The 21132-nt window shown below is 38.2% G+C and carries 22 protein-coding genes; 11 read left to right on the forward strand and 11 right to left on the reverse strand.

Features of this window, described 5'->3' with window-relative positions; translation table 11 throughout:
* Nucleotides 1–53: 53 nt before the first annotated feature.
* From NLW78_RS01645 to NLW78_RS01670, 6 genes are all read left to right on the forward strand, one after another.
* The gene (locus NLW78_RS01645; protein ID WP_254494602.1) at nucleotides 54–1055 is read left to right on the forward strand and encodes an ABC transporter substrate-binding protein; all 1002 of its coding nucleotides are present in this window, start codon (nucleotides 54–56) and stop codon (nucleotides 1053–1055) included.
* Between the two features lie 14 nt (nucleotides 1056–1069).
* Nucleotides 1070–2083 (forward strand): ABC transporter permease, encoded by a 1014-nt coding sequence (locus NLW78_RS01650; protein ID WP_254494604.1) that lies wholly within the window; start codon nucleotides 1070–1072, stop codon nucleotides 2081–2083.
* The gene (locus tag NLW78_RS01655) at nucleotides 2061–2855 is read left to right on the forward strand and encodes an ABC transporter ATP-binding protein (RefSeq protein ID WP_254494606.1); all 795 of its coding nucleotides are present in this window, start codon (nucleotides 2061–2063) and stop codon (nucleotides 2853–2855) included. The genes NLW78_RS01650 and NLW78_RS01655 overlap by 23 nt, the downstream gene beginning before the upstream one ends.
* Nucleotides 2856–3117: 262 nt before the next feature.
* On the forward strand, nucleotides 3118–3681 hold the full coding sequence (locus NLW78_RS01660; protein WP_254494608.1) for a competence protein ComK: 564 nt from the start codon (nucleotides 3118–3120) through the stop codon (nucleotides 3679–3681).
* 108 nt (nucleotides 3682–3789) lie between these two features.
* Nucleotides 3790–4071: a hypothetical protein gene (locus NLW78_RS01665; RefSeq protein WP_254494610.1), complete on the forward strand. Its 282-nt coding sequence runs from the start codon at nucleotides 3790–3792 to the stop codon at nucleotides 4069–4071.
* A gap of 102 nt (nucleotides 4072–4173) precedes the next feature.
* A complete protein-coding gene (locus tag NLW78_RS01670) occupies nucleotides 4174–5007 on the forward strand; it encodes a manganese catalase (RefSeq protein WP_254494612.1) in 834 nt (277 codons plus the stop codon).
* 25 nt (nucleotides 5008–5032) lie between these two features.
* On the opposite strand, the gene NLW78_RS01675 is transcribed toward NLW78_RS01670, so the two are convergent.
* Nucleotides 5033–5422: a YhjD family protein gene (locus NLW78_RS01675; protein WP_254494614.1), complete on the reverse strand. Its 390-nt coding sequence runs from the start codon at nucleotides 5420–5422 to the stop codon at nucleotides 5033–5035.
* A gap of 269 nt (nucleotides 5423–5691) precedes the next feature.
* Between NLW78_RS01675 and NLW78_RS01680 the strand changes: the two genes are divergently transcribed.
* Nucleotides 5692–6333: a TVP38/TMEM64 family protein gene (locus NLW78_RS01680; protein ID WP_254494619.1), complete on the forward strand. Its 642-nt coding sequence runs from the start codon at nucleotides 5692–5694 to the stop codon at nucleotides 6331–6333.
* A 22-nt stretch (nucleotides 6334–6355) separates the two neighbouring features.
* On the opposite strand, the gene NLW78_RS01685 is transcribed toward NLW78_RS01680, so the two are convergent.
* The gene (locus tag NLW78_RS01685) at nucleotides 6356–7516 is read right to left on the reverse strand and encodes an MFS transporter (protein ID WP_254494621.1); all 1161 of its coding nucleotides are present in this window, start codon (nucleotides 7514–7516) and stop codon (nucleotides 6356–6358) included.
* A gap of 83 nt (nucleotides 7517–7599) precedes the next feature.
* Between NLW78_RS01685 and addB the strand changes: the two genes are divergently transcribed.
* Both addB and addA read left to right on the forward strand, forming a co-directional pair.
* Nucleotides 7600–11103: a helicase-exonuclease AddAB subunit AddB gene (gene addB / locus NLW78_RS01690; RefSeq protein ID WP_254494623.1), complete on the forward strand. Its 3504-nt coding sequence runs from the start codon at nucleotides 7600–7602 to the stop codon at nucleotides 11101–11103.
* Complete coding sequence (gene addA / locus NLW78_RS01695) at nucleotides 11090–14818, forward strand: helicase-exonuclease AddAB subunit AddA (protein WP_254494629.1); 3729 nt, start codon at nucleotides 11090–11092, stop codon at nucleotides 14816–14818. The genes addB and addA overlap by 14 nt, the downstream gene beginning before the upstream one ends.
* 43 nt (nucleotides 14819–14861) lie before the next feature.
* On the opposite strand, the gene NLW78_RS01700 is transcribed toward addA, so the two are convergent.
* The 6 genes from NLW78_RS01700 to NLW78_RS01725 are packed head-to-tail and all read right to left on the reverse strand — an operon-like array spanning nucleotide 14862 to nucleotide 16779.
* Nucleotides 14862–15080 (reverse strand): spore germination protein, encoded by a 219-nt coding sequence (locus tag NLW78_RS01700; RefSeq protein ID WP_254494631.1) that lies wholly within the window; start codon nucleotides 15078–15080, stop codon nucleotides 14862–14864.
* Between the two features lie 44 nt (nucleotides 15081–15124).
* Nucleotides 15125–15517 carry a spore germination protein GerPE gene (locus tag NLW78_RS01705; protein WP_254494633.1) on the reverse strand — a complete coding sequence of 131 codons (393 nt, stop codon included), beginning with the start codon at nucleotides 15515–15517 and terminating at the stop codon, nucleotides 15125–15127.
* Nucleotide 15518: 1 nt separating this feature from the next.
* The gene (locus tag NLW78_RS01710; RefSeq protein WP_254494635.1) at nucleotides 15519–15695 is read right to left on the reverse strand and encodes a spore germination protein GerPD; all 177 of its coding nucleotides are present in this window, start codon (nucleotides 15693–15695) and stop codon (nucleotides 15519–15521) included.
* Nucleotides 15692–16273, reverse strand: coding sequence for a spore germination protein GerPC (gene gerPC / locus NLW78_RS01715; protein WP_254494637.1), 582 nt, complete (start codon nucleotides 16271–16273; stop codon nucleotides 15692–15694). The genes NLW78_RS01710 and gerPC overlap by 4 nt, the downstream gene beginning before the upstream one ends.
* A gap of 57 nt (nucleotides 16274–16330) precedes the next feature.
* Entirely contained in the window at nucleotides 16331–16543 is a 213-nt protein-coding gene (locus NLW78_RS01720) for a spore germination protein GerPB (RefSeq protein WP_254494639.1), read from the reverse strand.
* A 14-nt stretch (nucleotides 16544–16557) separates the two neighbouring features.
* Nucleotides 16558–16779 carry a spore germination protein gene (locus NLW78_RS01725; RefSeq protein ID WP_254494641.1) on the reverse strand — a complete coding sequence of 74 codons (222 nt, stop codon included), beginning with the start codon at nucleotides 16777–16779 and terminating at the stop codon, nucleotides 16558–16560.
* 120 nt (nucleotides 16780–16899) lie between these two features.
* Between NLW78_RS01725 and NLW78_RS01730 the strand changes: the two genes are divergently transcribed.
* Nucleotides 16900–18081 carry a DUF418 domain-containing protein gene (locus tag NLW78_RS01730; protein ID WP_254494648.1) on the forward strand — a complete coding sequence of 394 codons (1182 nt, stop codon included), beginning with the start codon at nucleotides 16900–16902 and terminating at the stop codon, nucleotides 18079–18081.
* A gap of 21 nt (nucleotides 18082–18102) precedes the next feature.
* On the opposite strand, the gene NLW78_RS01735 is transcribed toward NLW78_RS01730, so the two are convergent.
* A complete protein-coding gene (locus tag NLW78_RS01735) occupies nucleotides 18103–19293 on the reverse strand; it encodes an ornithine--oxo-acid transaminase (protein WP_254494650.1) in 1191 nt (396 codons plus the stop codon).
* Nucleotides 19294–19437: 144 nt separating this feature from the next.
* Here NLW78_RS01735 and NLW78_RS01740 point away from each other — a divergent pair, with 144 nt between their 5' ends.
* Complete coding sequence (locus NLW78_RS01740) at nucleotides 19438–19797, forward strand: YisL family protein (protein WP_254494652.1); 360 nt, start codon at nucleotides 19438–19440, stop codon at nucleotides 19795–19797.
* A gap of 55 nt (nucleotides 19798–19852) precedes the next feature.
* Here the strand turns inward: NLW78_RS01740 and yppF are convergent, their stop codons facing one another.
* Together yppF and NLW78_RS01750 are read right to left on the reverse strand one after the other, a co-directional pair.
* The gene (gene yppF / locus NLW78_RS01745; protein ID WP_254494655.1) at nucleotides 19853–20038 is read right to left on the reverse strand and encodes a YppF family protein; all 186 of its coding nucleotides are present in this window, start codon (nucleotides 20036–20038) and stop codon (nucleotides 19853–19855) included.
* A 178-nt stretch (nucleotides 20039–20216) separates the two neighbouring features.
* Nucleotides 20217–21077, reverse strand: a complete 861-nt coding sequence (locus tag NLW78_RS01750) for a DegV family protein (protein WP_254494656.1) — start codon at nucleotides 21075–21077, stop codon at nucleotides 20217–20219.
* Between the last annotated feature and the right edge of the window lie 55 nt (nucleotides 21078–21132).

Consider the following 21132-nt stretch of genomic DNA (forward strand, 5'->3'; position numbering starts at 1 on the left):
ACACACGCATAAAAGCGTTGAAGTTGATTGTCTATTTAAAGGGGGAAAAAGAGATGAAGAAATTATTAATGATGATGATGACGAGTATTCTTATATTCGCTGTAGCATGTGGTACTACTGAAACAGAGAATGAAAATGGTGAATCTAATAGCGGTGACGGTGATGTAGTTATCGGGGTGACACAAATTGTAGAGCACCCATCCTTGGATGCTGCGTTTGAAGGATTTAAGCAAGCGCTTGTAGATGGGGGCATTAACGCTTCTTATGATGTAAATATTGCACAAGGTGACTCAAGCAATAATGATGCTATTGCAAAGAAATTAGCCGATGATGAGGTTGATTTAATATTTGCTAATTCAACACCAAGTGCTTTAAGTGCGTTGAATGCAACAAAGGAAATCCCAATTATTTTCACTTCCGTAACAGATCCAGTTGGCTCTGAGCTGGTTGAGACTATGGAGAAACCTGGTGGAAATGTAACAGGGACCTCTGATTCAAATCCGGATGCAATTCCAAGTACGATACAGTTAATTAAAGATATGGGTTATGAAAGTGTCGGAGTTGTTTACAACTCTGGTGAGTCTAATTCTGTAGCTCAAATTAATGCAGTGAAAGAATATGCAAGTGATAACAATGTTAATGTTGAAGAGGCAGTTGTATCTACAAGTGCAGAAGTAAAACAAGCAACGGAATCTCTTGTAGGGGATGTAGATGCCTTATACATCATTACTGATAATACAGTTGTTTCCGCTTTGGAATCTGTTTTAATCGTTGGACATCAGGAAGATATTCCAGTTTTCGTCGGTGAGTTAGATTCAGTAGAACGTGGTGGTTTCGCTGCTTACGGATTTAGCTACTATGATATTGGCTACGAAGCTGGAGAAAAAACTGTGCAAATTTTAAATGGTGAAAAAGAACCGGGTGAAATTCCTGCTACTTTCCCACAAACTCTACAATTAACGATTAATGAAGAAGCTGCGGAAGAAATGGGAGTTGAACTGACGGACGAACTAAAAGATCTAGCAACAGATATTGTAACGACACAACAAGATTAAAAGGGTGACTAGAAATGATAAACGCACTATATGGCGCTTTGGAGTCAGGTTTAATATACGCGATTATGGCATTAGGAGTTTATTTAACCTTTCGTATATTAGATTTTCCTGATTTAACGGTTGATGGAAGCTTCGTTACCGGTGGAGCTGTGAGTGCAATTATGATTGTGAACGGGCAAGACCCGTTCCTTTCTACTTTAGTCGGTGGTGCTGCAGGTTTCATCGCAGGTTGCTTTACAGGACTATTGCATACGAAAGGAAATATCAATGCACTGCTTTCCGGCATATTAATGATGACTGCTCTATATTCCATTAACTTGAAAATTATGCAAAAGCCAAGCATTCCACTGATGAATCAAGAGACGGTGTTTACCCGAATAGAATCTTGGTGGGCGGCCCTCAATTTGGATGCCCTCATAAGTGCCCCTTTTATGTGGATAGGGGTAGGTGAACATTTACCACGTACGTTTTACGTTATTGGCTCGATGATTATTATTATGTTCATATTTAAGAAACTAATTGATTGGCTCCTTCAAACAGAAGCAGGTTTGGCGTTAAGAGCTACTGGGGACAATCCACGTATGGTGAAAAGCTTCTCAGCCAATACAAATATGTATATTATTATTGGTTTAGGTATTTCTAACGGTTTAGTAGCGATAAGTGGTGGTCTTGTTGTTCAATACAACGGGTTTAGTGATGTGAATTTGGGAATTGGTATGATTATTATCGGGCTTGCTTCTGTTATCATTGGTGAAGGATTGTTCGGTAAAGACAAAATCGTCCGTTTAACGTTGGCGGTGGCATTAGGGGCGATAGTGTATCGATTTATTATTGCAATTGCTTTACGTACAGATTTCTTAGATGCAAGTGATATGAAATTAATTACGGCCATTATCGTTATCGGTGCACTTGTTTTCCCAAAATGGTGGGCCTATATAAAAGAGAAGAAAAAGCGTCAAGCAGCAAGAAAAACATTACGTGAGCAGGAAAAGGGGGTCGATTTCATTGCTTCAACTAAATCAGATTAATAAAGTCTTCTATGAAGGTACCCCAAATGAACGAAAGGCGCTGCAAGGGCTTGCTTTAACCTTAAAAGAAGGGGATTTCGTAACGGTTATTGGAAGTAATGGTGCCGGAAAATCAACGTTACTCAATATTATTGCCGGTGTTTTGTTTCCTGATTACGGTGCTGTGATGGTAGATGGAGACGACGTTTCTTTTAAGCCGGAGCATAGGCGCGCAAAGTGGATTGGTCGGGTATTCCAGGATCCCATGGCTGGAACTGCCCCTCATATGACGATTGAGGAGAATATGGCAATCGCATTTAGTCGTACAAAGAAACGGAACTTGCGAAGAGGGGTAACTTCTAAAAGGCGTAAAGAATTTCAAGAGCATTTAGCCTCTTTAGAGTTAGGATTAGAAAATCGCCTGGGCTCAAAAGTAGGATTGCTTTCTGGAGGAGAGAGGCAAGCGTTGTCTCTTTTAATGGCTACCTTCACAGAACCACGTATTTTGCTTTTAGATGAGCATACGGCCGCCTTAGACCCAGCACGTGCTGAATTAATTACACGACTTACGAAAGAAATGGTTTCGAAGCATAATTTAACAACGCTCATGGTTACACACCAGATGGATCAAGCGATTGAATTAGGGAATCGACTGATCATGATGGATGAAGGGAATATTATTTACGAAGCAGACGAAGAAGAGAAGAAGAAGCTAACAGTAGAAGATTTAATTCAAATCTTTAAAGATGTAAAAGGTAAAGAAATTGCTAGTGACCGGGCGTTACTTTCATAAATTTGCTCACTCCGAGTTTTTCTCATATAGATGACATTGAAGGCGTATGGACATTTCCATACGCCTTCCCCATTATGAAATGTTTTGATGAAATTTTGGTTTTCATTGCAAAAGCTTGCGAAGATTTTCGTTTTAAGCTAATAAAATTATCTTTTTTAAGCATTGTTTTGAAACATTGTCCTATTCTTTAATGCTTTATTCCAAATTTATGAAAAATATGGTATATTATTACTGAAAAATGAATAAGGAAAGGAGATCTTTCATGGAGAACATAAAAAATTATTATGAAATTTCCCCTTTAACGTTAACCATCTTGCCTAAATGGTTAGAAAATGGTGTAGCCGGTTCATTAGTTTTAGAACAGCGTGAGAAATATGTCGTGAATATTCCCCCAAGGACGTTGATTGATCAAGCGTGTAAGTTTTTTGGTTCCAGCCTAAGAGGACGACAAGAAGGGACGAAAGATATTGCTGGCATAACTCATAAATCCCCAATTGCTATAGATCCTCATAGCGGTATGTATTTCTTCCCTACCTCTTCCCCAGTAAAACCAAGTTGCTCTTGGATTGCTCATTCCCATATTGAAAACGTTCAAGAAATGGAACATAACCAATCTAAAATCACTTTTGTTTCTGGACAATCTGTTGTTTATCCTATATCGTACGGTTCTATGATGAACCAAGTTCATAGAACTGCACAATTTCGTTATAAATTTACAGAACGACTGCAAAATCATTGGAATTCTGAAAATGACCTTGTGGCGGAACGCCTACAGACTACTTATAATCCACTAGCAAAATCACCTCAAATGGATCCTCGTTTTTAAAAAAATACTCCATTATTTTATTGGAAATGTAGGAGCAAATTAGCCAATTTCAGTTCTACATGTTTCCTTTACGGTTCGGATAAAGTAAAGGGTACAGGGGGTGAAGGAGTGAAAAATCAAACAGGAAACTGGTTACCATTAGCTGCTTCTGTAGGGATTGGGGTTGCTGCTTACTATAGCATGACAAAAGGACAAGGAATTGGCAAAACTGTTCAGCAATTCCTGCCAATGATTTCCGGTATAAGTAAGGGGCAACAATCTTCACAGCTAACAGGGCAAACAAATAATACTAATACAACTGATACGAAAAACGACGATAACAAAAATCAGTTTGGTACATTCCAAACTACCGACCAACAACAACACCAACAAACAAGTTATCTTCAATAATATAAAAGGACAGTTCTTATAACTGTCCTTTTTTTTTCGAGTATGAACGTGGGCAAGCTGCCTACTCATAAGCTATTGTGATAGCGTAAAGGAGGTAGGCAGATGTTTTATCATATTAAGGAACTTCAACATGAAGCAAAGCCCTCTAGACCAGATCCGGTCTATGCAAAGAAATTGCAAGAAGTGTTAGGTGGACAATTTGGAGAAATTACTGTAATGATGCAATACCTTTTTCAAGGGTTCAACTGTCGTGCTGATTCAAAATACCGAGACCTTCTTTTAGATATTGGTACAGAAGAAATAGCCCATGTTGAAATGTTAGCCACTTTAATTGCTCGACTATTAGACAATGCTCCAGTTAAGGAACAAGAAGAAGCAGCTAAAAATCCTGTCATGGAGGCTGTTTTAGGAGGCATGAATCCTCAACATGCCATTGTAACAGGTTTAGGTGCTACAGCTAAAGACAGTGTAGGATATCCGTGGAATGCTAATTATACAATTGCAAGTGGGAATCTGTTAGCTGATTTCCGTGCAAATTTAAATGCAGAATCACAAGGACGTTTGCAAGTTGTTCGTTTATATGAAATTTCAGACGACCCAGGTGTAAAAGATACATTATCCTTTTTAATAGCACGTGACACTGCCCATCAAAATCAATGGAAAGCCGCAATTGCTGAGTTAGAAAATCGAGAAAAAGATATTGTTGTACCAACAACTTTCCCACGAAAATTAGAAAAGCAGGCGGTTGCATATGACCTTTATAACTTCTCAAGAGGAGATGAAAGTGCAAATGGCCCATGGGCACAAGGTATCGCGCCTGATGGAAAAGGACAATTCCGTTACTATCACTCTCCTCCTGCTTATGGTCCAAAGCCACTATTGATTCCAGCACCGTACTATATCCACGATACAATGCCACCGATGTCAAAGATGTAAATATACCCCCCGAATAACGGGGGGATCAATATATTTCATTTTTTGTTTCGGTTGTAGGCAATGTCGCATTTCGCATAAGCTCATACAGGAGTTCTTGTACCTTCTTCCGAACAGCAGGATTAAAATAACGTTTTTCTTCCTCATATCCATTCGCTAAGAAAAGATATGTGGAAAACGTATCATTTTTATGGACAAAAATCACCTGTAAATTGTTTTCTTTCATCTTTCTTTGTAGTATTTTACGTTCAGAACGAGCCTCATGTATCATCCTGCGAAGCAGCTCCAAATATGGTTCTTTTATTTTAAAGTCTCCCGTTTCGATTGTTTCGAGATCTTTTTCGAGAACTAATATTGTCATGGAAAGAAACAAAAATCTTGATGAAATGAGAAAATCCTGTTCTTTAATATAGCGCATTTGCTTCCCCCCAGTAATTGAAAAAATAAGGAACATATGTTCTATTATATACAAAAAATGAATAAAGTAAAACGAAAAAAGTGTGACTAATGTGATCGATGTCGAGAGAGGATAAAAATGTACAGAAAGGCATAGGCAAGACACGAATTTTTATTTATACTTTACTATAGTATAGCTTGGTAATAGTTAGTAATTAGTAATTACTGTCTTAAATTGCCGGGTTATTGAGGAGTGCATATGGGATACGAGACAAGTTAGGAGAAAAACATATGTCATTACAAGTGAACAGTTTTTCTGATTTTAAACAAATTATTGAAAATGACCAATTAGATGCTTATGTCATGCAGCTTCTTGATAGCTATGAAAAGTTAGGTCCACTGCCAGGTATTTTATTACCTTTATTGGAGGCACTTCTACCTTTTTTACCTTTAATTGTTTTCGTTCTGGCCAATTCCATGGCTTATGGTTTGTTTGAAGGGTTCTTATATTCATGGCTAGGTTCAGTATTAGGCGCAATTATTGTGTTTTTTATCATTAGAAGATTGGGTGAAACAAAGTTCTTTCGATTTATTCGAAACCATAAACAAGTACAAAAGGTAACATTTTGGTTTGAAAAACATGGATTCGGACCTTTATTTATTTTATTATGTTTTCCTTTTTCACCATCAGCCATCATCAATACAGTAGCTGCCTTATCAAGAATAAAATTTCAACAATTCATCCTAGCGGTTGTCCTCGGTAAAGCGGTGATGATTTTTACAATCGCTTATGTAGGCGCAAGTATTAAATCGTTTGCCACACAACCGGTGAAATCAATTGTAGTCGGGATATGTATCTTGTTGTTTTGGATGGTCGGTAAAATTATTGAAAAAAGGTTACAACAAAAATCGAATAACGCAAATGAAAATTGACCCGTCTTGAGCAAGACGGGTTTTAATGTGAGATCAGTCTCTTCTCTTGCTTTCGAAGAAGACGAATAAGTTGAGCAAGACATATGAACATAAGGAAAATGGTTGCTAAAATAAGAGGAAAAGGTATAAAAGGGGAAACAATACTTCCGAAACTTGCACCAGTTAAAAGAGTAAATGAATATAGTGAAATTGCTCTACCTTTAGCTGATGGTGCAAATCTTCCGACAAGGATAACAACCATAGGTATCGTTAAGGACGTTGAAGCAATCATAGATATGGAAGCAACCGTAATTGTCCATGCGTGTAAATGAATCATTGGAAACATAAATCCGAATGCCATAAGGAGCAAGCTATAAATGAGTACTTGGATAGCTCCGTAACGATCGACAAGCTGACGTGCAAAAAAGGCGGGGACTATGCCTACAAGGCTGACCATTCGAAATGTTTGCAAGGTGTAAGAAAATAATTGTTCATGAAGGACTAAATATAATTCTAAACCACTATAAAATAACATGATCGTAAACAGCAGGAAAAAGGCGGTAATATACAATTTTTGTAATGGTGAAAATCGAATTAATGTTACAATATGTTTAAGTAATCGAGCATTCGGTTGAGTTTTTTTGTCGGAGTGCTGAAGAGTAAGAAACAAAGAAATTAAGCAAATTACGTAGAAAATCGCAAACATATAAAACACGGACGAAAACGTATATTGAAACGCAAAATAAGCAGATATGATTTGCCCGAAGATTCCAGCAAAAAGAAATCCTGTATTTAATAAGGCAATAGATACCGTTTGAAGGGATTTTGAATAAAATCGAAAAATATAACTAAACGCTGCAGGAGCAAAGCTTGCAGCAAAAAAACCTTGTAACGTTCTGCATACAAGAAGGAGCGTATACTGCATTTTTACAAAAGTAGTGGCAAAGGTGATAACTGATAAAATGAGCATCCCTATTAGTAGGATGGACCGCTCATTATATTTGTCTGTACAGATGCCAAAAATGAGTAACCCAAAGGCATACGTAAACACGAAACAAAAACTAGCTAGCGATGTAGATTGTAGTGAAACTGCGAATTGATCTGCAATCATATGCTGAAGTGGCAGCATCGTATAAATATTGCTCGCAATAAAAATTCCACAAATGATGAGAACGGAACAACTAATGGCGGACTTCTTTAACATAGGAATGCCCCCTTATTGCCCAACTATTGATAATTTATGCGGATTGAAAACGTTTCGTTCAAAAGAGGGAGGATTATATTTGTATGACATTACGTTTCGTATTAGGTAGGTCCGGGACCGAAAAAGGGGAGTTTTGCCTTCAAGAAATTGAACAAAAGTTAAAAGGAAATCCTGAAGGCAAACCTATTCTTTACATCGTGCCGGACCAGATGACCTTTCAGCAAGAATATCGTTTACTAAAGCGTGGGATTGATGGGACAATTCGTGCGCAAGTGTTTAGTTTTTCCCGTTTGGCATGGAGAGTGTTTCAGGAAACAGGTGGAGGTACGAAGAAATTTATTACATCTACCGGTATTCAAATGATGCTAAGAAAAATAACAGAAGAGCGGGACGGGGAATGGAAAGTCTTCCAAAAGGCGATGGAAAAGCAAGGGTTCATGGAACAACTTGAGAGTATGATTACAGAATTTAAGAGATATCGTATTACTCCAGAAGATCTTATGACGTTTACAAATGAGTTAGGCCAATATGTTCATCAGCACGAACATGAAAAGACATTGCAACATAAGCTGACAGATCTTGCCTACATTTATGAACAATTAATAGCCGCTTTGAGAGAACATTATATTGATAGTGAAGATCAACTCGATTTACTGGCGAGGAAAATAGAAGAGGCATCTTTCTTGAATGGAGCTGAAGTATATTTAGATGGGTTTTATCGATTTACTCCTCAAGAACTAATGGTAATTGAAGCATTGATAAAGAAGGTGGATCATGTAACGATTACGCTAACTCATGACTTGCAGCACACCGATAGTGCTGACGAACTTGATTTATTTTATCAAACAAAACAAACGTACCAACAGATACTAGAAGTAGCCGAGCATCTTCAAGTACAACAAGAAGAACCAATTGTCTTGAAACCCGAAAAGTCCCGGTTTATGGACAAGCCATATTTTGCCCATTTGGAGAAGCATTTTGATGAGCACCCTACGAAAGTTTACGACAGTGAGGCACCTATAAAACTTGCGCAAGCAGTTCACCCAAGAGCGGAAGTGGAAGGTGTCGCACAGGAAGTTTTACGTTTAGTACGTGATGAAGGTTATCGATACAAGGACATGGCTATATTAATTCGTAATGCTGATGTGTATCACGACGTTATACAAGCCATTTTCACAGATTACGAGATTCCAGTCTTTTTAGATGAGAAGCGAACGATGTTAAACCATCCTCTCATCGAGTTGATCCGTTCGATATTGGATGTGATCGAGGGAAACTGGCGTTACGATGCTGTGTTCCGTGTATTAAAAACCGATTTCATTCCAAAAACAGATTATGATCACCCATTAGATCAGGAAGCTGTTGATGAGTTAGAAAACTATGTTTTAGAATACGGCATCCGAACCAGGGAGAAATGGATGAATGAAAAAACGTGGATTTATCGACGTTTTCGTGGCTTTGATGCTGGGGGGCAAACAAGTAAGGAGAAGGAAAAGGAAGAACGAATTAATCGTTTGCGCCGACAAGTAGTAGCAGCTCTAGGCCCTTTTGATGACAAACTTCGTAAAGAGGGAACTGTAAAAGAAAAATGTGCAACGATATTCCGTTGGTTAGAACAATTAGGCGTCCCTGAAACATTAGAACAGTGGCGTAATCAATATGATGAGTCAGGAGAGATTGAAAGAGCAAGAGAACAAGAGCAAGTATGGGATGCTGTTATCCAACTGTTTGACGAAATGGTTGAAATGTTAGGCGAAGAAGACATGACGCTATCAGTATTTCGTACGACATTGGAAACAGGTTTTGAATCATTAAATTTTGCTCATGTTCCTCCAAGTATGGACCATGCAATTGTCGCTAGTGTGGATCGTTCTCGTATTTCTAATGTAAAATGTGCCTTCTTACTAGGTGTAAATGAAGGGGTTTGGCCGCAGAAGCCAACAGTCGATGGCATGATCTCTGATGAAGAGCGCTCATTGTTATTAGAGAATGGCATCTCTCTAGCTGATGGGGGCAATCGTCAACTCCTTGATGATCGGTTTTACGTATATTTAGCGTTTACTACACCATCAGATTATTTATGGATCAGCTACCCGCTAAGTGATGAAGAAGGAAAAGCGAAAACACCGTCTCCTTTAATAAATCGAATAAAAGAAATGTTTCCGAAAGTTGAGGAAACATTATTACTTGAGGATGAAGATGAGCAAAATCCATACCGTTTTATTACAGTCCCACAAAAGGCCCGATCGATTTTAACGAACCAGCTAGCTAAGCATTTACGAGGCTATCCGATACACGATGTGTATTGGGACGTCCTTAAATGGTTTATAGAAAACGAACCTGCTGAAGGTGAATCGAAGCGGGTTATGATGAGTCTGTTTTATGAGAACAAGCCAACTCTCTTAACAGCTGATACAGCAAAGAAGGTTTACCCTGAATTAGTGCAAACAAGTGTGTCCCGTTTAGAGACGTACTACAAATGTGGATATCAATATTTCGCTAAATATACACTAGGCCTACAAGATAGACAAATTTATAAATTGGACGCCCCAGATATTGGTTCACTGTTCCATGAAGCCTTGAAAAAAATTACCGAATGGTTATTACAAGATGGGAAAACATTTAAAGATTTAACGAAAAAAGAAATATACCATTATGCGAAACAGGCAATTGAACAATTGTCGCCAATATTACAACATCAAATTTTATTTAGCTCAAATCGTTATCAATATATTTTACGCAAGTTAGAAAAGGTCGTCGTTCGTGCTGCAAATATTTTAGCAGAACAGGCGAAGCGATCTGATTTCTCCCCTGCTGGAATTGAATTAGGGTTCGGGCAAAAGGAACAGCTTCCGCCGTTGTACTTGGACTTACCCGATGGATACAAATTAGAATTGCGGGGACGAATTGACCGTGTTGATAAAGCGGAAATTGGTGATGATGTTTATTTGCGCATTATTGATTACAAATCTAGCGCCAAAGATTTAAACCTCTTAGAAGTGTACTATGGATTATCATTACAAATGCTTGCTTATTTAGATGTGGTACTGACGAATGCAGAGAAATGGATCGGAAAATCAGCAAGTCCTGCTGGAGTTCTTTATTTTCATGTTCATGATCCGCTTATTTCAGAGCCAAAGTCCTTTAACATGAGTGATATTGAAGATGAAATGTTTAAGAAGTTTAAGATGAAGGGCTTACTGTTAGAAGATGAAAATATAGTGAAAAAAATGGACATGGACCTTGCAACTGGTGCGAGCGATATTGTTCCAGTAGGGCTGAAGAAAGATGGTAGTTTCAGAAAAGGATCCAAAACGATTGAACAAGCCCTATTTAATCGGTTAAACCAATATGTACGTCAATTAATGACCTCTGCTGGTACAGAAATTGTCAATGGGAAAGTAGACTTAAACCCGTTTCAGCAAGATCAACAGACTGCATGTACGTTTTGTTCATTCAAGTCCTTATGCCAATTCGATGCAACGTTAGAAGAAAACGAGTTTCGGATATTGAAAAAACGAGAAGATGAAGACATTTTACAAGAATTAGAAGAAAAGGAGGGAGGGGGATCACATGAAATGGACTAAGGAACAGGAGCGGGCTATTTACACGGAAGGGACCGATGTACTTGTAGCTGCCGCAGCAGGGTCTGGAAAAACAGCAGTCTTAGTAGAGCGGATTATCCAAAAGTTATTAAAAAAGGAAAATCCATTGAACATTGATGAACTATTGGTTGTAACTTTCACAAATGCAGCTGCACAAGAGATGCGTCATCGAATTGGTGCTGCACTGGAATCGGCATTGAAAGAACATCCATCATCGGCACATTTAAAGAAGCAACTATCACTATTACAAAGGGCTAGTATATCCACCCTTCACTCCTTTTGTATGGAGGTCATAAGAAAATATAGTTATCAACTTGATATTGACCCGCATTTTCGAATTGCCGATGATGTGGAGGCGGATTTAATCCGCCAAGAAGTACTTGAAGAGTTATTTGAGGAATGGTATGGCAAAGAGGGAGAAGAACAAGAACAGTTTTTCGCAATTGTCGATCGCTTTTCAAGCGATCGAAGTGATATGGAAGTAGAAGAGCTGTTGTTAAAACTTTATGATTTTGCGATGCAAAACCCTTCACCAGAGCAATGGCTCTCCGAAATGACTGAAATGTACAATGTAACGCCTGATACACGAGAAGATGATTTAGCCTGGATGCCTATTATGAAAAAGGATGTACAGCGTCAATTGCAAGCCATGATTGCTGAAGCCAACCAAGCCTTAGATATAACGAGAGAGTCAGATGGTCCATATCATTATGCTGATGCAATTGACGCTGATATTGATAAGTTTGAGCGTGCGGCACAATTATTAACAGAAGGATGGGAATCTTTGTATACCTTTTTCCACGAAAATAGTAAGTTTACCACTCTTTCACGAAAAAAGGTAGAATGCAACACGAGTAAACAAGAACGTGTCAAAGACATTCGTAAAAGGTATAAGAAGAGATGGGAAGATTTACAGAAACAATGGTTTTCCCGTTCATTAACATACTATTTACAAGATTTACAACAGCTCCATCCGGTTATGAAACAGTTATCCAAGTTAGTAGTAGAGTTTCACGAGCGATATCGTTCAAAGAAAAAGGAACAAGCTATCGTTGATTTTGCCGATCTCGAGCACTATTGTTTAAATATCTTACTTGATTCATCATCGACTGCATCTGAAAATATACCATCATCTGTAGCGACACAGTATCAGCAGCAGTTTCGAGAAATTTTAGTTGATGAATATCAAGATACGAACCTCGTTCAGGAAACCATACTTCAGTTAATTACAGCTGGAGAAGATGGTGGAGACTTATTTATGGTTGGAGATGTGAAACAAAGTATTTACCGATTCCGCCATGCCGAACCGACCCTTTTTATTACAAAATATAAACGGTTTGCCCATGATGATAATGATAATGTTCGCATTGATTTATCAAGGAACTTCCGAAGCCGACACCAAGTTTTATCGGCAACGAATTATATTTTCCGGCAAATATTGGACGAGGAAGTAGGAGAAATCCAATATGATGAGGATGCCGAACTAATCTTTAGCAACCAGATTTATGAAGATCTTGTTACGAATAACACTGAAGCGGAATTACTCATCATCGATAACAACGACGATGACAAAATTGACCAAAATGAAGACGGAGAAGATTTTCGTGACTTACAAAAGGCACAAATCGAAGCAAGGGCTTATGCAGAAAAAATCAAGCAGTGGATCGGACAAAAAGATGACCAGCCGCTACAAGTGATTGATAAACAAACGGAACAGCTTCGCAATGTACAATTTCGGGATATTGTTATCCTCATGAGATCGATGACGTGGGCACCGACAATAGTTGAAGAGTTAAAGCAGCAAGGGATCCCTGTTTATGCAGAACTGTCAACAGGTTACTTTGAGGCAATTGAAGTAAAGGTCATGATCAGTCTGTTGAAAGTTATTGATAATCCGCAACAAGATATTCCTTTAGCATCTGTCCTTCGCTCACCAATTGTCGGTCTTGATGAAGACGCATTAGCGAAAATACGGTTAGCAGCCCCAAAAGAGAGCTATTATGTTGCGTTGAAATCTTACCAACGTAGAGGTGAGAGTGAAAAATTAAGACATGCCGTAGATCGCTTTCTGATGAAGCTGGAGACGTGGAGAACAAGGGCGCGACAAGGATCACTTTCTGAGCTTATTTGGGATATTTACCGTGAAACAGGATATTACGATTTCGTAGGTGGTATACCTGGAGGGAGACAACGACAAGCGAATTTACGTGCTTTATATGACCGAGCACGCTCCTATGAATCCACTTCGTTTAGAGGGCTTTTCCGGTTCTTACGTTTTGTTGAAAGGATGGAAGAGCGTGGCGAAGACTTAGGTGCTGCACGTGCTTTAGGGGAGCAGGAAGATGTTGTACGGATTATGACGATTCATAAAAGTAAAGGACTTGAGTTTCCGGTTGTGATCGTAGGTGGTATGGACAAGGAATTTAACCAGCAAGATTTACGAGGTAAATATTTGCTTCATAAAGACCTAGGTGCAGGTGTTAAGTTTGTAGACCCTGAAAAACGGATTATGTATTCAACTTTACCGTTTAATGCTTTAAAGGTCGCTAAACAACGGGAAATGTTAGCTGAAGAAATGCGTGTGTTATATGTCGCACTGACGAGAGCAAAGGAAAAACTGTTTATGGTTGGTGTAGTAAATGATATTGAAAAGAGAAAGAAGAAATGGCAGCTCATTATAGATCATAAAGATTGGGTGCTACCTGCCTACTTTCGTCTTGATACGCTTTCCTACCTTAATTGGGTTGCACCAGCGATATTACGCCACGAATCTGGTTCTGCTTTACGGGAAAATGACCATGACATAAATGTAGCTAGTGCAATATGGGAGGACAGGTCAGCTTGGAAAGTGACGATTGAACACGCTGTAACGTTTACAGATCCTGACACTATCACGAAAGAACGTAAGGAAGATTTAGAAACATCTATTAAGGAGTGGCAATCACCTGATCAAAAAGGCCCGTTTTATGATGAAGTTGATCAACGGTTTACTTTTCAGTATCCTTTTGCCAAAGCAGCTCACTATCGCGCAAAACAAACGGTAACGGAGTTGAAACGACAACGGGAGATGAAGGATGAATATAGCAGTGATCAGTTGGTAAAACAGTTTCGTCGTCCAATTGTGAAGCGACCCCGCTTTATGCAGGAGGAAAAAAAGTTAACTGCTGCAGAAAAGGGAAGTGCGATGCATACAGTTATGCAACATATACCACTAACCAAAACATATACGAGGGACGAAGTAGTAGATTATGTTGATCAATTAGTTCACCGTGAATTACTTACAAAAGATGAAGCAACAGTTATAGATATTCAAGCTATTGTTTCCTTTTTTAAGACGGATATGGGTAAGATGATTCTGTCTGCTTCAGAAGTACAACGGGAAGTACCGTTTAGTTTGGGATTACCGGCTAATGAAGTCTACCCCGATTGGCAAGAAGATTATACAGACGAAAAAGTGCTGCTTCAAGGTGTGATTGATTGTCTAATACCGACGGAAAAAGGGTACATCTTGTTAGATTATAAAACGGATTCACTTCCCGAGGAATTGACAGAAGAGAATATTGTTTCATTAAAAAAACGTTATGAACTCCAACTAACTTTGTATAAAAGGGCAGTGGAGAATATATTACAAAAACCCGTCCAACAGGCATATTTATACTTTTTTGATAAGTCATATTTGTTGAAAGTAATCGGCTAACCAAACGCACAAAAAAGGGGAACTAATGTATAGTTCCTCTTTTTTATGCATTTCCAGCGCTGTTTGAATCTTGGAAATCTGGGTCAAACGGGTTCGTTGTACTGATAAAGTTGTTCGTACAGATAAAATCACCAGTACTAAATGATCCAGAACCTGAGTTTGTTTTTGCTGTACTTTTCGGTGATACGTAAAATGAATCACCAAAGTTTACAACACCACTATCATTACTATTAATTTTTACCGGTCCAACCATTGAGGGCATTTCGTATACACCTACTTTATAAAAGAGTTCATTCATTTATTAAATTATGCTTCAGAATTGGAAGTGTTCGATACCTTTTCTTGAATGATGCGAATGTGCTTCGTTTTTGCACGTGCATCTACTTCACCTAAGGAACCAATTTGTACAATAGAAGAACCAGCAACACCCTCAAAGTCTAGAGAGCGTACATGTATGCTTCGATTATGATGAATAAATCGCGCGTATACCCCTGGTACATCTACAATTTCTGGGAACGGCCTTGAAAAAATAGGATATTGGGATAATGGAAATGCATCTGTTTGATAAACCGCCCCTTCTTTTTGAACGGCTAGTGCATCTATGTTAGGTGTTGCATGTTTGCCATCCCCAATTTGAAAGATTGAGCTTTCACTAATTGAGTTGATATAGATGTGGTCTACTTTAGAATTTCGTTTCATGTTATCTCCTTCTTAAAGGAACATTCGATGTCACTACATAAGATTCAGGAGGTGTATCATACATTGAAGATAGTTTAACTTTATTCATATCTCCCACTAAAAACAGGGAGGATGATGATACACCTGTAATTCGAACATGGTCAACATGTAAACCGTAATTATGAACAGTAAAATTCATGATGCTTCTCCTCCATTATTTTCAATAAATGTTTTAACAGATTGAATAATCTCTTGTCTTACTTCTTCTAAAATCATGTCCCGTGTTTTATCATCAACTAAACCGTTATGCTGTGAAAGATAATATTGAACCCGTTCTGGCAATTGATGATAAATATCTTGTAATATCATTTTTTGCAATCCTGGTGGGGTAGCACGATTCTGTTCTTTAACAATTTCATCAATGATGGCCGGGAGCTCCTGTCGAAGGAACGGATCCATTTGTTGGACTAGATCTTGCACGATTGGGGAAGGTGGTTGGGTAGATTGATTGGTTTCACTCGGTATCGAAATATCCTCTGGTGTAGAAATTCCTTGTGGTGAAAGTCCAATATTTAATGTTCCTTCTAATGTTTCAACCTTTAATTGGTCGAAATGATATTCGATTTTTTCAATATTTGTCGTCGGCCTATCTTGTAATGAAGCTACCTGTTCCTCAAGTTGCTTTACGAGTTGTCTTAACTGCAGAATCTCATGTTGTTGTTGCTGAATTGTATTCCCCAAGGATGCAAAATACGCATTCCATTCGTTGTAGTACATACCCCGATCCCTCCCGTTAATGGGCGTATATCTATATTATGTTATGTGGATGAATCATTATTGTGATTGCGTCGGAGGGGCAAGGGGAACCATTGGTTGGTAATCCATAGGTTCTGCTGGTTCAGCGAGTTCGGTATAGTCACCTGTATTATATAACTGGGATAACGACTGAATGGAACCAGAGCTGCCAATTTGTAGAACTGAGGAATTAGTGACCGAATTGACCTTTAAAAATTGGATGGAAATGTTTTGATATATTGTGTAATTCATAATTAATTGCCCCCCTATGCGTTAGCTGAAATGGAGGAATCGATTCTGTCTTTATCTAATACGTGTGTGTAGGAATGACCTAAATTGATTCTAATTCCATCCCCAGTGTTAAATGAACCGCCACCTGCAAATGTTTTCGCTGTACTATAAGGTGCCATTGAATAGACGTCACCTATATGGAAAATTGCTGAAGATGCAATACTATTAATTTTCACGGCTCCTACAAAGGCTGGCATCGTCTTTTTCCTCCTTTATATATCATCCTATGTTTAGGCTAAACATATGTTCAAAGTATTAAAAACACATGACGACCATATTCGATTCAAGTAAAATAAAGAAAATAAGGAGAGGATTAGATGAATGGTCATAAACCTATACGTGAAGAAGATCGTTTAAACTGGATAGATGCTGTTAGAGGTTTCGCCTTATTTGGTATTCTCATGGTAAATGTTCCAGCATTTCATGCGCCATTTTTTCTCTATGGAGGAGAAGAAGTGTATTGGAATGCCCCAATTGATAAAACGATACAAGTTATTATCGATATTTTTTTTCAAGCAAGCTTTTATACTCTCTTTTCATTATTGTTCGGTTTTGGTTTACAAATGATGAGGGAAAGAGCAGCTGATCGTGCGAATTATGTTTCAGTCGTGATTGTAAGACGATTGTTCATCCTAATTGGGCTTGGCATTTCTCACTCTTTTTTACTTTGGCATGGGGACATCTTACTCAGTTACGGCATTATAGGCTTTTTATTATTATTCTTTTTTAAGCGGAATGTGAAGACGATTTATATATGGGGATTGGCGCTCATAGTCATACCGAGTGTTGTTGTTACATGGCTACTATACTCGGTTCGCAATCACTTAGATTTTGTGAACAATGATATGATTCAACAAGCTTTTGAACGATATCAATCAAGTTCGATTACGACCGTATTAGCACAAAATTATGAAGATTGGTTATATGTGAATGATGGAATGGGGTATATCTTTTTAATGTTAGCAGTATTGCCGATGTTTTTAATTGGGATATTTATTTGGCGAAAAGGATGGCTCCATGATGTCATAAAACATAAGGTTACTTTGCAATATCTTTGTATTACCTCGTTTGTCATTGCATTGCTATTTAAAGCAGGTCCATATTTATTAGGAAATCCTTCATGGCTAGGATATATTCAAGATCATATTGGTGGTGCTGCATCAAGTGTGTTTTACTTAACTAGCATTACATTACTATACCAAAATAGGCTATGGCAACGGCTATTAGTCATGTTTACATATGTCGGTCGATTGTCCTTAACGAATTATGTTTCCCAGTCTATCATTTGTTTCTTCTTGTTTTACGGACCTGGTCTCGGTTTGTACGGACAGGTAAGGCCAATTGGAAGCGTGATCATTGTATTCGTTATTTTCATATTTCAAGTCATCTTAAGCAAATGGTGGTTAACGTATTTTCACTTTGGGCCACTGGAATGGTTATGGCGAACGTTAACTTATGGCCAAAAACAATCTTTTAAACGTAAGAAACAAAAAACGTAGACTGCCGTCTACGTTTTTTCGTTATAGTACTTCTTTAATTTTTTGCAGTGCCCAATCAAGGTCATCCTTTTCAATCACAAGCGGGGGTGCGAAACGGATGACATTTTCGTGCGTTTCTTTACACAATAATCCTTTTTCTTTTAACTGTTCACAATACTTGCGGGCAGATTCATTTAACTCAACTCCAATAAACAAACCTCTACCACGAATCTCTTTTATGACTGGATTATCAATTTTACGTAATTCGTCTAACATGTAGTTTCCAAGTTCCAGGGAACGTTCATGGAGTTTCTCTTCCTCTAAAACTTCTAATGACGCAAGAGATACAGCACTAGCTAGTGGATTTCCACCGAACGTTGACCCATGTGAACCAGGATTAAATACACCTAAAATGTCATCATTGGCAACAACACAAGAAATTGGAAATACCCCGCCACCAAGTGCTTTTCCTAATATCAATACGTCGGGAGTTACATCTTCCCATTCACATGCAAACATTTTTCCACTGCGTGCTAAGCCAGCTTGAATTTCATCGGCAATAAAGAGGACGTTTTGTTCTTTACATACGTCTGCAGCCTCTTTTAAAAATCCTTCTGGAGGTATAATAATTCCAGCTTCCCCCTGAATTGGTTCTAATAGAAAAGCGGCTGTATTTTCGTTAATCGCTTCTTTTAAGGCATCTACATCACCGTAAGGAATTAATTTTATCCCTGGTAAAAGGGGGCCAAATCCTCTTTGATACTCTTCTTCTGATGAAAGGGATACTGCAGTCATCGTACGGCCGTGGAAATTACCTACACATGCGATGATTTCCGCTTTGTTGTCTTCAACTCCTTTTACATCATAAGCCCAACGACGTGCAGCTTTAATGGCTGTTTCTACAGCTTCAGCACCGGTGTTCATCGGTAAAGCCATGTTTTTCCCTGTCATTTGACAAATTTTTTCATACCAAGGACCAAGTTGATCGTTATGGAATGCTCGTGAAGTGAGGGTAACCCGATCGGCCTGTTCCTTTAAAGCATTTATAATTTTCGGGTGACGGTGGCCTTGGTTTACAGCAGAGTATGCGCTTAACATATCCATGTAGCGATTCCCTTCAGGGTCCTCTACCCAAACTCCTTCTGCTTTTGAAACAACAATAGGCAGTGGTAAATAATTTTTTGCACCGAATTTTTCAGTCTGTTCAATTACATGTCGACTTGAAGTTGCCATTTTATCCCTCCATAGTTAGTTAGTACTAAATATTATTATAACAGTTCCTCTACTATGTTGTATTTAGTCTATTAGTTTTGTTTCACAGCAGTATGAAAACGTGTTAATATGTAAATGAGTTTTTAACAATAGGAGGATATGTAGATGACACACTTACATATAACGTCATGGGTTCTAGCGTTAATATTATTTGCTGTTATTTTCTCTTTGACTAACAAAGGGAAGGAAAAACCAGCAAAGATTTTGCAAATGGTTTTAAGGCTTGTTTATTTACTAATCTTATTTTCTGGTATTTTACTTTTCACCTACTATGAAAACATCAGTGGAGAGCTTGTTATTAAAATGATTGCGGGTTTCTGGGTAATCTTTAGTATGGAAATGATTACAGTTAAGCGGAAACGTGGCTTACCTGCAAAAGCATGGTGGATCCAGTGGGGCATTGTTTTGTTTATCGCTCTAGTACTTGGCTTCGGCCGTTTACCATTCGGTGTTAAATTATTTTAAACTGTATGAAAATAAGAAAAAACCTAAACCTGGGATAAAGCCAGGTTTAGGTTTTTTAATGTATAACGTAAACAGGAGAAGTCCTTTTACTATGTAATTGATCATACAAACGTTGAAATTCGTTTGATGCAATTGCCCCTTGCTCATATTTTTCATGACAAAATTTTACTAGCTCATTCGGAGAGGCTGGCCATTCGTTTCGTTCCTGTTCGTACAGACGAATTAAATCACTTAAACGCATTAGTTTGTACCTCCTTATTGTCGATGGTTTGATCGTAACATATATCAAGCCATTGCGGACGGTTATTCAGCCAATTTCTTACTGCTAATTTGTGGCAGACTGACCTGAAAATAACCGTTGACGAAAAAAAGTACAGTTGCGTAGAATCGATACTTTAAAATATCTAAGTACGGGTAAATTACTCATATAGGTCATTTAAGAAAAATATTGCTAAGGCGCCAGGACCTGCGTGCGCTCCAATTGCGGAACCAACATCATGAATAGCAATTTCCTGAGGGTTAAGGGTATCTTGAATTAATGATTCAAGTTTTTTTACACTATCAGGAGCATCGGCGTGACCTATAATGACGGTTTGTTTCGATATTTCTTTTGCACGTTCGCCTGTAATTTCCACCATTCGTTTATACACTTTTTTCGTTCCACGAATTTTTTCATGTGGGATAAGTTTTCCCTCTTCAATAATTAAGATTGGCTTAATATTTAGTAATCCGCCAACTATTGCAGACGTTCGACTCAAGCGACCACCGCGGAGTAAGTATTCTAAATTATCAACGGTCACGATATGCTCCATATGGTTGGCATAAAATTCAGCCGCTTTTACAATTTCATCCATTGAAGCACCTTGTTTTGCAAGTTCGGCAGCTTTTAAGACAATAAACCCTAATCCCATTGAAGCGCTTTTTGAATCCACAAGGTGAATCTGTGCATTAGGATGGGATTCTAATATTTGCTGTCTAGCAATTGTCGCACTTTGAAATGTTCCAGATAGTTGCGATGAAAATCCGATGTACAAGCATGGAAGCCCTCTTTCCACATAGGTAGAGAACGTTTTCATAAACGCTTCTGGAGATGGTTGAGAAGTTTTTGGGACAGCACCTTCTCTCATAGCGTCATATACACTTTTTGATTCAATGGTGACACCGTCTTCATAATCTTTTTCATTTAAATGGACGTTTAAAGGTACCATGTCGATTTCATATTCGCTATAATAGGACTTTGGTAAGTCAGCACCACTATCTGTAATGATTTTAATACTCATGTTTATCACCTACTTAAAAAATTTTAAAATTAACAAAAGCATTTTATACCATCGA

The organism is Salirhabdus salicampi (assembly GCF_024259515.1).
Taxonomy (GTDB): domain Bacteria; phylum Bacillota; class Bacilli; order Bacillales; family Alkalibacillaceae; genus Salirhabdus_A; species Salirhabdus_A salicampi.

Bases quoted from the DNA above. Each gene is read 5' to 3' on its own strand.
- NLW78_RS01645 (WP_254494602.1), top strand. From the start codon at position 54: ATGAAGAAATTATTAATGATGATGATGACGAGTATTCTTATATTCGCT.
- NLW78_RS01650 (WP_254494604.1), top strand. From the start codon at position 1,070: ATGATAAACGCACTATATGGCGCTTTGGAGTCAGGTTTAATATACGCG.
- NLW78_RS01660 (WP_254494608.1), top strand. From the start codon at position 3,118: ATGGAGAACATAAAAAATTATTATGAAATTTCCCCTTTAACGTTAACC.
- NLW78_RS01670 (WP_254494612.1), top strand. From the start codon at position 4,174: ATGTTTTATCATATTAAGGAACTTCAACATGAAGCAAAGCCCTCTAGA.
- NLW78_RS01675 (WP_254494614.1), bottom strand. From the start codon at position 5,422: ATGCGCTATATTAAAGAACAGGATTTTCTCATTTCATCAAGATTTTTG.
- NLW78_RS01680 (WP_254494619.1), top strand. From the start codon at position 5,692: ATGTCATTACAAGTGAACAGTTTTTCTGATTTTAAACAAATTATTGAA.
- NLW78_RS01685 (WP_254494621.1), bottom strand. From the start codon at position 7,516: ATGTTAAAGAAGTCCGCCATTAGTTGTTCCGTTCTCATCATTTGTGGA.
- addB (WP_254494623.1), top strand. From the start codon at position 7,600: ATGACATTACGTTTCGTATTAGGTAGGTCCGGGACCGAAAAAGGGGAG.
- addA (WP_254494629.1), top strand. From the start codon at position 11,090: ATGAAATGGACTAAGGAACAGGAGCGGGCTATTTACACGGAAGGGACC.
- NLW78_RS01700 (WP_254494631.1), bottom strand. From the start codon at position 15,080: ATGCCCTCAATGGTTGGACCGGTAAAAATTAATAGTAATGATAGTGGT.
- NLW78_RS01705 (WP_254494633.1), bottom strand. From the start codon at position 15,517: ATGAAACGAAATTCTAAAGTAGACCACATCTATATCAACTCAATTAGT.
- NLW78_RS01710 (WP_254494635.1), bottom strand. From the start codon at position 15,695: ATGAATTTTACTGTTCATAATTACGGTTTACATGTTGACCATGTTCGA.
- gerPC (WP_254494637.1), bottom strand. From the start codon at position 16,273: ATGTACTACAACGAATGGAATGCGTATTTTGCATCCTTGGGGAATACA.
- NLW78_RS01720 (WP_254494639.1), bottom strand. From the start codon at position 16,543: ATGAATTACACAATATATCAAAACATTTCCATCCAATTTTTAAAGGTC.
- NLW78_RS01725 (WP_254494641.1), bottom strand. From the start codon at position 16,779: ATGCCAGCCTTTGTAGGAGCCGTGAAAATTAATAGTATTGCATCTTCA.
- NLW78_RS01730 (WP_254494648.1), top strand. From the start codon at position 16,900: ATGAATGGTCATAAACCTATACGTGAAGAAGATCGTTTAAACTGGATA.
- NLW78_RS01735 (WP_254494650.1), bottom strand. From the start codon at position 19,293: ATGGCAACTTCAAGTCGACATGTAATTGAACAGACTGAAAAATTCGGT.
- NLW78_RS01740 (WP_254494652.1), top strand. From the start codon at position 19,438: ATGACACACTTACATATAACGTCATGGGTTCTAGCGTTAATATTATTT.
- yppF (WP_254494655.1), bottom strand. From the start codon at position 20,038: ATGCGTTTAAGTGATTTAATTCGTCTGTACGAACAGGAACGAAACGAA.
- NLW78_RS01750 (WP_254494656.1), bottom strand. From the start codon at position 21,077: ATGAGTATTAAAATCATTACAGATAGTGGTGCTGACTTACCAAAGTCC.